Genomic DNA, 8,774 nt, shown 5'->3' with positions numbered 1-8,774 from the left:
CGCACGTTGTGGCCTATGGCATATTGGGTCTGGTCGGCTGGACGCATCGTTGGTTTCGCCCGCACGAAAGTGACGTCAGCGCCGACGAAATCGGAAAAACTTATGCCGACATGGTTCTGGGCGGGCTCGTCGTCACGCGATGACTTCAGTTCGACCAGCCGCCATCGATAATGTGGCACTGGCCCGTCGTGAACGAAGATTCGTCGCTCGCAAGGAAAACCGCGAGTTCGGCTATTTCCTGCGCTTCGCCGAACCGTCCGATCGGTTGACGCGCGACATATGCCGCGCGCGTCGCATCATAGTCGCTCGTGGCATGCATGCGATCCTCAAGTGAGGGCGTCAGTACTGTTCCTGGACATATCGCATTGCATCTTAAGCCCTGGCCCACGAAGTCGGCGGCGATCGCCTTGGTGAGACCAATGACGGCTGCTTTCGTCGTCCCATAAACAAAGCGATCGGAAATCCCCCGCACCGAGCTGGCGACCGATGACATCGTAATGATCGACCCGGCCCGTCGCGTGAGCATAGCGGGCAGGATGGCGCGGATCATGTGGTACATCGCCGACACATTGAGGTCGAACGACAACGTCCAATCGTCATCGTCGCAGTCCAGGATCGTGCCGGTCGCAACATAGCCCGCGCACAGGAACATGACATCGACCTCGCCCACCACCGTCGCGAACCCGGCGATCGCCGCTTTGTCTGTCAAATCAATGGCATGTGTCGCGCAGCCGCAGCTATTGTGAAGGTCGGCCAGCGCGGCGACATTGATATCGAGCGCGGTGACGTGCGCACCCTCCGCTACGAACCGCTCGACGGTTGCCCGGCCGATACCTTGGCCACCACCGGTAACGATCGCGTGCTTACCGGCCAGCCGCCCCGCCATCTAACCCCCCTAATTCAACACAGGTGTTGACGCATAGCGTATATTTCTGCAAAGTTCGAGAAATGAAATGGTGAGGAGGGTGTGGCGTTTTGACGAGAGTCCGGACTTTCCTGTCAGGCGTGAAGGTCATCGATCTCTCACAATATATCCCGGGTCCGTTCGCCAGCCTGATGCTCGCGGACTTGGGTGCCGAAGTCCTGAAGTTCGAGCCGCCGAACGGCGATGGTATGCGAGCGCTTGGACCACTCGATTCGGAGGGTCAACCGATCTTCTACGACGCTCTCAACGCGTCGAAATCGGTACTTCGGCTAGACCTGAAAAGCGACGCAGGCCGCGCTGCTTTACTCGATCGAATTGGGGGTGCCGACATATTGATCGAAGGCTTTCGACCCGGTGTCATGCAACGTCTCGGTCTTGATTATGAGACGCTGAAACTTCGCAGGCCCGAGCTAATCTACTGTTCGATCAGTGGCTACGGACCAACGGGGCCACTCGCCGAAGTTGCCGGGCATGACGGAATCTATCTTGCCGGCTCCGGAATCATGGACCGCAATGGTACCGAGCAGCCGGCCTTCTTCGATCCGCCTGTGGCTGACATGTCAGGCGCCTTGTTTGCGGTCATCGCAATCCTTGCTGCCCTCAATAGTCGTCACGCCTCAGGTGTTGGGGTTCACATCGACCTTGGTCTCGCCGACGCGCTGATGCCGCTGCAATTGCTCCAAATCGCCGAGTGGGCGACCAATGGCACCGTGCCCAAGCCGCGATCCTACTATCTCAACGGGGGCGCTGCCTATTATCAAGTGTATCCGACGGCCGATGCGCGGCACATCATGCTCGGCGCGGTTGAACCAAAGTTCTGGCGCACATTCTGCGAGGCGGCCGAGCGCCATGACTGGATCCTCCGCCAGACCGAGGCGGTGCCGCAGTTGACGTTGATCGCCGACGTTGCCGCATTCTTCGCGGGGATGACGTTCGATCAAGCGAACGACCGCTTCGACGGCGTCGACTGCTGCCTTTCGCCGGTCCTTGATCTTGGCGAGGCGCTGACATCACCGCAGATCGCTGAAAGGGGACTCGTGCCAAATGGGCAAGCGCTGTTCCCCGCGAAGTTCGATGGCGAAACGACCGGGCTTCGACCGCCACTTCTCGAAATGCCATCCCCTTGACGACGGCGGCGCATCATGTGGACGTCGTGATCGTCGGCGCGGGCTTTGCGGGCCTTTATGCCCTTTACCAGATGCGCATGGCTGGATTGACAGCACAGGCATTCGAAGCGTCACACGATGTCGGCGGCGTGTGGCAGTGGAACCGCTATCCCGGCGCTCGCTGCGACGTTCAGAGCCTGGAATACTCATATTCGTTCTCCCAGGCCTTGGAGCAGGAATGGGAATGGACGGAGCGCTACGCGACTCAGCCCGAAATCCTGAGCTATCTTCGGCATGTTGCCGACCGCTTCGCCCTGCGGCGCGACATCGAGTTTGAGACGCGGGTAGTTTCGGCGCGGTTCGATGAGCAGACGAATCTCTGGGATGTGCGGACGGATACCGGCACTCAGGTCTTTGCCCGCTATTGCATCATGGCAAGCGGGTCGTTGTCGGTCACCCGTCTGCCCGATTTTCCGGGAATCGAAACATTTGGCGGCGCGATTTATCACACGGGGGACTGGCCGCGTGATGGCGTCGATTTTTCGGGAAAGCGTGTCGCGGTCGTCGGAACTGGGTCGTCTGGGGTCCAATCGATCCCGATTATTGCCGAGCAGGCCGCCCACGTCACTGTGTTCCAGCGGACACCCAATTTCGTCGTCTCGGCAAAGAACCGTCCGCTTGATCCCGAGGCGTCGGCGGCATGGAAGGCGCGCTACGCCGAGCACCGCGCGCTCGCGAAACGGGTGGGCTCGCTTTACGAGTTCAGCGACAAGCGTTCAGCCGATCTGTCCGCCGCCGAGCGCGAGACCGAGCTGGCTCGGCGTTGGGACGGTGGCGGCGTCAATTTCGTGCATGCGTTCAACGACATCTTCACCGATCAGGCGGCCAACGACGCTGCCGCCTATTTTGTCCGCGCCCGCATCCGCGACATCGTCGACGACCCTGGAATTGCCGACCGACTGAGCCCCACCGATCATCCAATCGGGACAAAACGGATCTGCGTCGGCTCGGATTATTATGCGACCTATAATCGCCCGAATGTGACCCTCGTTGACCTTCGCGCAACGCCGATTGTCAAGGTGACATGCGGGGCGATTGAGACAACCGAGAACACGGCACACTTCGACGTAATCGTCTGTGCGACCGGCTATGACGCGCTGACCGGTGCGTTGGCACGGATCGACATTCGCGGGCGAGGGGGTTTAGCTCTGAAGGACAAATGGGCGAGCGGACCGCGAAACTATCTGGGCCTGATGAGCGCGGGTTTTCCAAACCTGTTTGTCATCACCGGCCCCGGCAGTCCCTCGGTGCTCGTCAACATGGTGGTCGGGATCGAGCAGCATGTCGATTGGATTGCCGATTGTATCACGCATCTCGCCGCGAACGGCGCGGCGACGATCGAGCCAGTCACGTCGGCGGAGGATAGCTGGGTTCAGCGCGTCAACGATGAAGCGGACCTGACGCTCTTTCCCAAAGCCAACTCCTGGTACAATGGGTCAAATATTCCCGGCAAACCCCGCATCTTCTTGCCGTTCGTCGGCGGCATCGGCCGCTATCGCGATATTTGTGACCAGGTTGCCGCCGACGGTTATGCAGGGTTTGAGATTCGATGACGATAGCGCTTCATCCCATGCTTCAGGCGATGCTCGACAAGGGCGCCGGTTTTCCGCCGCTGCAATCCTTCACCCCCGACGAGATCCGCGCGTCTGATCTTGGGCGATCCGCCCGAGGGCCGCGGCCGCCGGTTGCGCATGTCGTGGACCGGATGATTCCCGGTCCGCGCGGTGAGATCCGGGTCCGTATCTACCGACCGGACCTCGATGATGGACATCCCGTGATCACATTCTTTCACGGTAGCGGTTTTGTGATTTGCAGCGTCGATACGCATGACGGCCTGTGTCGGCAGATGTGCCTGCGCGCGGGGGCAGTGGTCGTGTCGATCGATTATGCGCTCGCGCCCGAAAACAAGTTTCCGGCCGGACCCGACGACTGTCTCGCCGCTGCGCTTTGGGTGTCGGAAAATGCTGAGAGTTTTGGAGGCAACGCAGAGGCGCATGTGCTCGCCGGCGATAGCGCGGGCGGAACCATGGCAATCGTGACTTCTATGCGAATGGGCGAAGCGGGTGCGCGCAAGATCGCGGCGCAAATCCTGATGTACCCCGTGACCAATTACCCCGACCCCCCGCCAGCCTCCTACGCCGAACGCGGCGAAGGTTGGGGGCTGACTGCTGAGGCGATGCACTATTTCTGGGACCATTATCTGAATGATGCAGAGGAAGGGGCGGATCCCCAGGCGTCGCCCTTACGGGCGATCGATTTTACGGGCCTCCCCGCGACATATATTATGACGGCTGCCTATGACCCGCTTCGCGACGAGGGCGAGCAATTGGCATCCAAGCTGGCGAATGCAGGTGTCGAGACCAAACTTGTGCGCTACGCCGACATGAATCACGGCTTCATGTCGTGGGTGGGCATGCTCGATCGATCCGACGAGGCACTCGACGCCGCCTGCGCCTGGCTGAAAGCGACACGATGACGCGGCATTTCGCCATCATCGGTGCCGGGGCAGGTGGGCTGTGCGCGGCGAAATATCTCACCGCGAAAGGTGTGGACGTCACGATTTTCGAAGCGGGCTCGAAAGTCGGCGGGCTGTGGGTTTATGACAATGACAGCGGGATGAGCCCTGCCTATAAATCGCTTCACATCAATTCCGAAGCGAAAGTCAGCAGTTTCATCGACTTTCCGTTTCCCGACGATGCGCCGCTCTATCCCGATCATGCCGAAATGAGCCGCTACTTCGAACGCTACGCCGATTATTTCGGCCTGACTCCCCACGTGCGGTTCGGGTGTCGCATCAAGACAGTCGAGCCGGACGGCGAAAAGTTTCAAATCCTGCTCGATTCGGACGAGACAGCGGTATTCGACGGGGTCGTCGTTGCGACCGGTCATCAAAGCGTGCCGCGGCATCCGCTCCAAGTCGATGGCTTTACAGGCGATTATGTCCACGCCCATGCCTATCGTACGCCCGCGCCCTACGCCGACAAGCGGGTGCTCGTAATCGGTCCCGGTAACAGCGGGGTCGATATCGCCGCCGATGTCTGCACTGTTACCCAGAAAACCGTCCTGTCGGCACGCTCGCCCGTTCTGATCATGCCGCGCATGATGTTCGGCGTGCCCAATTCGCGCATCTTCCTGAAGCTCGAGCGGCCCTTCATGCCGTGGCGAATGCGTATCTGGCTGCGGACAATGCTGACGCGCATGTTCCACGGACGAATGGAGCAATGGGGGTTTCGAACCCCGAAGACCCGCACGCATCCGATCAGTCATCCGACCCTGATCTCGCAAATTGCATGGGGGCGGGTATCGGTAAAACCCGGCATCGCCAACGTGACTGGCAGGCAAGTCAGCTTTACCGACGGGACGACCGAAGCCTTCGACAGCATCATCGCCGCGACGGGCTATAATACCGAAATCCCTTTCTTGTCGGAAGCGCTTTCGCCGGTCGAAGCGGGGACGACGCACGTCAATCTGTACAATCGCGTCGCGCACCCCGCCAATGCTCGGCTCTATTTCATTGGGTTTTTCGATGTTACCGGAGGCAGCAACATCCGGATGATGGATGATCAGGCCAAATATATCGCGGCACTCGTGACCGGCGCCGTTAAGCGCCCTGCGGAGGCCGGCATGCGGCGCGCCATCGCGATCGAACGCGCATGGACCGCGACACAATTCCCCGACTCGCCGCGTTACGGTCTGGAACTCGATCCGCGCCGTTATCGCAAATTGCTTGCGACTGACTACAGAGGCCGCGGCCCATGATCCCCTCACGAGCCTGCTGCGAGCTTGGATGTTCCGAGCAATTGCCAGGAGGGTGATCAGCTAGTGCGCTCATCACGCTCAGCATCGTGGTTGCTGAAGGGACACCGACGGTGCTGCAAAGCGGCGTTCTTTGGTCCCCGCATGGCCTTGATCGGGCTCGGAACTGGATTGCTGCCGGGCGCCACACTCATCCGCCCAAGGATTGGTTGTTGGGGAACACGAGCGCCACCGCGCCCGAGGCGCTGCCTGTCGCGATGCGGTCGCGGGCAAGCGCCAGGAAGATAAACTTGGTTTTGTCACCTTGGCAGCACGTCTTGGTGGAGAGGGCTGGATTCGAACCAGCGTACGGAAACCCGGGCAGATTTACAGTCTGCTGCCTTTAACCACTCGGCCACCTCTCCACGAGGCGAGGCGTTCCCTTAAGGGGTGCGGCCGGAGTGTCAACGCCGGGCAGGGGCACGGATGTGCCAACAGGCGGCCAGGATCGACGTGTGCGCACATCTCCTTCTCCACGTTGCGCAGTCGGCCCTTGCCGAAATACAGTTCTTTCTGGATTAGCAATCGGGCGGCCGAAGATACCGTGGTTGAAAACCGCGTGGCTATTGTCGAGCCGCCGCTGCTTGACGCCCGGCTATTGCGACGCGGCAAGAATCAGGTCGACCGAACCGCGACCAGTGTTGGGTTGTCGAGGTTGAGGTCCCGGACCACATATTGAGGAAGATGTGCGCGACGTAGGGCGTGAGCAGGCCGAGCCCCTCCGCTGCGACGGCACCGCGCATTAAGCTGCAGCGTGTTGATCGGGGAAAGTGGTTTCAGCCGGAAATGGTCGATCCGATCGCGCGCGATAAAGCGATCCATTTCCAGCTTTTCAAGGTGGGGCTGGTTCACGAACCCGGCATAAGCCAGTCATCGGCGACTGGTTGCCGGTCAGCTTGAAACATTCCGCCCAACAGGACCGGAGCATAGGTGAACGTCGCCCCCGCTATGCGCCTCGATTGCATTCGAAATTTTCGGCTAGCCGGTTGACGCCGCCTGCCAACTTCCTTCTTTAAGAGGGTCCGATGGCAGGACGGGATCGATCAACGGTCGCGCTGATTCGTACCGGCGAAGTAAGAGGAGCACAACGGTGGACCTGAGTTTCACGCCCGAGGAAGAGGCGTTCCGAACCGAAGTCCGCCAGTTCTTCGCCGAGTCCTTGCCGCTGCGCTTTACCGATCGGGTGCGGCGTGGCCAAGGGCTGAGCAAGTCCGACCAAGAGGAATGGCAGGCGATCCTCAATGCGCGGGGCTGGCTTGCGCCACACTGGCCGGTCGATTGGGGCGGGACCGGCTGGAATGTGGTCGAGCGTTACATCTTCGATCTGGAGTCCAACCTCGCCCACGCGCCGCGCGTCGTCCCCTTCGGATTCAGCATGCTCGCCCCGGTATTGCTGAAATATGGTAGCGAAAAACAGAAGCACCACTGGCTGCCGCGCATGCTCGACGGGTCCGACTGGTGGTGTCAGGGCTATTCGGAGCCGGGGGCGGGGTCCGACCTCGCCGCGCTCAAGACCCGCGCGGTGCGCGACGGCGACGATTATGTCGTCAACGGTCAGAAGACATGGACCACACTCGGCCAATACGCCAACATGATCTTCGCGCTGGTCCGTACGGCCGAGACCGGTCGGCGGCAGGAGGGGATTTCCTTTCTGCTGGTCGACATGGCGACGCCGGGGGTCGAAGTGCGACCGATCATCACGCTCGACGGCGATCATGAGGTCAACGAGATATTCTTCACCGATGTCCGCGTGCCGGCCGAGAATCTGGTCGGCGAGCAGGATCGCGGCTGGGCCTATGCCAAATATCTGCTGACCTATGAGCGGACCAGCATGGCGATGATCGGCAGCTCGACGACGGCGCTGGCGTGGCTCAAAGCGTTGGCGGCGAAGCAGAAACGTGGCGGCAAGCTGCTCATCGACGACGCCCTGTTCGCCGCCCGTCTGGCGCGGGCGGAGATCGAGCTCGCCAATTTGTCGACGACGACGATGCGGGTGCTGGCGGCGGTCGCCGGGGGCGGCGCGCCCGGGGCAGAAAGTTCGATGCTCAAGATCAAGGGGACGGAACTGCGACAGGAGATCAGTTCGCTAGCGCGCCGCGCGCTCGGGCCGCACGCCCAGCCGTTCGTGCCAGAAGCGCTGGACGAGGGGCATAACGACGCCCCGATCGGTCCAGACGAAGCGGCTTCGGTCACGCCGCACTACCTGAACTTGCGTAAACTCTCGATCTATGGCGGATCGAACGAGATCCAGAAGAACATCATCTCCAAGATGATCCTCCAGCTTTAGGACCGGCCTGATGGATTTCAGCCATAGCGACGACCGGCGGATGCTAGGTGATACGCTGCAGCGGTTCGTGGCGGAGAATTGCGGTCCGTTCGTTCGGGCCAAGGCGGCAAAAACGGCCCCAGGATATGACCCCGCTTTATGGGCGCGCTTTGCCGAGTTGGGCGTGATCGGTGCGCTGTTCACTGCGGATCAGGGCGGGTTCGGCGGCGGCGGCTTCGACCTCATGGTCGTGTTCGAGCAGCTCGGCCACGGGCTGGTCGCCGAGCCATTCCTGTCGGCGCTGATGGCCGGGCGGGCGCTGGCAGCGGCCGGGCGCGCGGACGTGGTCGAGGCGATCATCGGCGGAACGAGCGTAATCGCCTTCGCCCATGAGGAGGCCGAGGCCGGTTACGACCAGCATTACGTCACGACCCGCGCGCGGCGCGACAGGGACGAGTGGATCGTTGATGGCACGAAGGCGGTCATCCGCGACGCTGAGGGGGCGTCGGCCCTGCTCGTGTCGGTGCGGACATCGGGAGCGGTCGATGAGGCGGATGGGATTTCGCTGTTCCTCGTGCCTGCCGGTGCCGAAGGTCTCTCCGTCCGGGGCTACCCCTGTGTC

Annotated in this window: 8 protein-coding genes and 1 tRNA gene; 7 read left to right on the top strand and 2 right to left on the bottom strand. The window is 61.3% G+C overall.

Annotated elements, in window-relative coordinates; all coding sequences use genetic code 11:
* Positions 1 to 8: 8 nt before the first annotated feature.
* The gene (locus RMN84_RS12270) at positions 9 to 143 is read left to right on the top strand and encodes a hypothetical protein (RefSeq protein ID WP_405051421.1); all 135 of its coding nucleotides are present in this window, start codon (positions 9 to 11) and stop codon (positions 141 to 143) included.
* Positions 144 to 145: 2 nt separating this feature from the next.
* Here RMN84_RS12270 and RMN84_RS02275 read toward each other — a convergent pair whose 3' ends face one another.
* Entirely contained in the window at positions 146 to 886 is a 741-nt protein-coding gene (locus tag RMN84_RS02275; RefSeq protein ID WP_309610588.1) for an SDR family oxidoreductase, read from the bottom strand.
* 119 nt (positions 887 to 1,005) lie between these two features.
* On the opposite strand from RMN84_RS02275, the gene RMN84_RS02270 reads away from it, so the two are divergent.
* Genes RMN84_RS02270 through RMN84_RS02255 form a run of 4 tightly spaced genes read left to right on the top strand, consistent with a single transcriptional unit; the run spans position 1,006 to position 5,850 of the window.
* Complete coding sequence (locus RMN84_RS02270; RefSeq protein ID WP_309610589.1) at positions 1,006 to 2,052, top strand: CoA transferase; 1,047 nt, start codon at positions 1,006 to 1,008, stop codon at positions 2,050 to 2,052.
* Complete coding sequence (locus RMN84_RS02265) at positions 2,049 to 3,644, top strand: NAD(P)/FAD-dependent oxidoreductase (protein ID WP_309610587.1); 1,596 nt, start codon at positions 2,049 to 2,051, stop codon at positions 3,642 to 3,644. The genes RMN84_RS02270 and RMN84_RS02265 overlap by 4 nt, the downstream gene beginning before the upstream one ends.
* A 17-nt stretch (positions 3,645 to 3,661) precedes the next feature.
* Positions 3,662 to 4,567: an alpha/beta hydrolase gene (locus RMN84_RS02260; RefSeq protein ID WP_309610586.1), complete on the top strand. Its 906-nt coding sequence runs from the start codon at positions 3,662 to 3,664 to the stop codon at positions 4,565 to 4,567.
* Positions 4,564 to 5,850, top strand: coding sequence for an NAD(P)-binding domain-containing protein (locus RMN84_RS02255; protein WP_309610585.1), 1,287 nt, complete (start codon positions 4,564 to 4,566; stop codon positions 5,848 to 5,850). The genes RMN84_RS02260 and RMN84_RS02255 overlap by 4 nt, the downstream gene beginning before the upstream one ends.
* Before the next feature lie 315 nt (positions 5,851 to 6,165).
* On the opposite strand, the gene RMN84_RS02250 is transcribed toward RMN84_RS02255, so the two are convergent.
* Positions 6,166 to 6,251, bottom strand: a tRNA-Tyr gene (locus tag RMN84_RS02250).
* Positions 6,252 to 6,976: 725 nt separating this feature from the next.
* Here RMN84_RS02250 and RMN84_RS02245 point away from each other — a divergent pair.
* Together RMN84_RS02245 and RMN84_RS02240 are read left to right on the top strand one after the other, a co-directional pair.
* On the top strand, positions 6,977 to 8,173 hold the full coding sequence (locus tag RMN84_RS02245; protein WP_309610584.1) for an acyl-CoA dehydrogenase family protein: 1,197 nt from the start codon (positions 6,977 to 6,979) through the stop codon (positions 8,171 to 8,173).
* A 10-nt stretch (positions 8,174 to 8,183) separates the two neighbouring features.
* The coding region (locus tag RMN84_RS02240; protein ID WP_309610583.1) for an acyl-CoA dehydrogenase family protein at positions 8,184 to 8,774 on the top strand (591 nt) is incomplete at its 3' end.

The organism is Sphingomonas sp. (assembly GCF_031380695.1).
Taxonomy (GTDB): domain Bacteria; phylum Pseudomonadota; class Alphaproteobacteria; order Sphingomonadales; family Sphingomonadaceae; genus Sphingomicrobium.
Note: the sequence above shows the minus strand (reverse complement) of the source record. Positions and strands in the feature narration are given on the sequence as shown.

Bases quoted from the DNA above. Each gene is read 5' to 3' on its own strand.
- RMN84_RS02275 (WP_309610588.1), bottom strand. From the start codon at position 886: ATGGCGGGGCGGCTGGCCGGTAAGCACGCGATCGTTACCGGTGGTGGC.
- RMN84_RS02260 (WP_309610586.1), top strand. From the start codon at position 3,662: ATGCTTCAGGCGATGCTCGACAAGGGCGCCGGTTTTCCGCCGCTGCAA.
- RMN84_RS02255 (WP_309610585.1), top strand. From the start codon at position 4,564: ATGACGCGGCATTTCGCCATCATCGGTGCCGGGGCAGGTGGGCTGTGC.